Annotated in this window: 2 protein-coding genes; both read left to right on the top strand. The window is 65.0% G+C overall.

From position 1 onward, the window contains the following. Positions 1–103 precede the first annotated feature (103 nt). A complete protein-coding gene (locus tag G1H10_RS32630) occupies positions 104–850 on the top strand; it encodes a hypothetical protein (protein ID WP_216853876.1) in 747 nt (248 codons plus the stop codon). Positions 851–858: 8 nt separating this feature from the next. Then, positions 859–1,362, top strand: coding sequence for a hypothetical protein (locus tag G1H10_RS32625; RefSeq protein ID WP_216853875.1), 504 nt, complete (start codon positions 859–861; stop codon positions 1,360–1,362). Positions 1,363–1,435 lie beyond the last annotated feature (73 nt).

Raw genomic sequence — 1,435 nt, 5'->3', positions numbered from 1 at the left:
CACGACGAGACTCACGAAAAATGCCCGCGACACGCTCTCCGTGCCTCACGTAGGAATGCCCGCGTAACGGCGACGCTGCTGGGGCATGGGAAGTGAGTTGTCGATGGCATCTCGTGCCGACGTCACCACGAGGTATGCGAAGGCGTATGTGAAGGCCTCGAAGAAGGACAAGGGCCGGATCCTGGATGAGGTGGTGGGAGTGACTGGGTGGTCGCGCGACAACGCCCGGCGTCGGCTGACCGGGACCGCGAAGGACAAGCCCGGCTCCGGCAAGAGCGTCGCCGTGCGCCCGCGCAAGCCGCGGGCGCCGAAGTACTCCTACGACGCGGTCAAGGTGCTGCAGAAGGTCTGGGCGACTTCGGGTGGACAGTGTGGCAAGTACCTGGCGGCTTCGATGCAGGTCCAGCTCGACGGGCTGGAACGCCACGGTGAGCTCGTCGACGGCGTCGACCGGTACAGCCGGTCGGTGCGCGCGGAGCTGCTGGCGATGAGCCCGGCGTCGATCGACCGGTACCTCAAGCCCACGAAAGCGACCGACCAGCTGCGCGGGGTCTCGACGACGAAGCCGTCGCCGCTGCTGCGCTCCTCAATCAAGATCCGCAAGGCCGGTGACGAGGTCGAGGCCGAGCCGGGGTTCTTCGAGGGCGACACCGTGGCGCACTGCGGGCCGACGTTGAAGGGCGAGTTCGCCCGCACGGTGAACCTGACGTGCGTGCATACCGGGTGGGTGTTCACCCGCACCGTGCGCAACAACGCCAACGCCCACATCCTGGCCGCGCTCAAAGCCGGTGCCGAGGAGGTCCGTTCGAAGTCATCGGGCTGGACTTTGACAACGGCACCGAGTTCCTGAACAAGGCCGTGATCAAGTGGGCCGCCGAACGGGAGATCTTCTTCACCCGCTCCCGTCCGTACAAGAAGAACGACCAAGCCACCATCGAGTCGAAGAACGGCCACCTGGTGCGCAAGTACGCCTTCTACTACCGCTACGACACGAGCGAGGAACGCGCCGTGCTCAACCGGCTCTGGCGGCTGGTCAACGACAGGCTCAACTACCTGACCCCGACCAAGAAACCCACCGCGTTCGGCACCGACCGCAACGGACGTCGCACCCGCCTCTACGACAAGCCCGCCACACCGCTGGACCGACTCCTCGCAGCCAACGTGCTCTCTGAAGCCCAGACCACCGAGCTGATCGCCTACCGCGACTCGCTGAACCCCGCCGCCATCGCCCGCCAGATCGCCGATCTGCAAGCCGTCCTGCTCAAACTCGCCAAGGAGAAGACGGAACAGCTCTACCTCGCCAGCATCCCCACCGCCCTACCCGACGTCCGCAAAGGCATCCGGATCAAAGCCGTCAGTTGATGCCGATTTCGCGGGCATTCTTAACTGAGGCACCGATCAACTTTCGCGGGCATCTTGACATGAGGCACTACGC

Source organism: Phytoactinopolyspora halotolerans (assembly GCF_010550675.1).
GTDB lineage: Bacteria > Actinomycetota > Actinomycetes > Jiangellales > Jiangellaceae > Phytoactinopolyspora > Phytoactinopolyspora halotolerans.
The sequence above is the reverse complement of the archived record's forward strand: the minus strand, read 5'-3'. Positions and strand labels throughout refer to the sequence as shown.

Excerpts from the sequence above, each read along its gene's own strand:
- G1H10_RS32630 (WP_216853876.1), top strand. The coding sequence starts at position 104 with ATGGCATCTCGTGCCGACGTCACCACGAGGTATGCGAAGGCGTATGTG.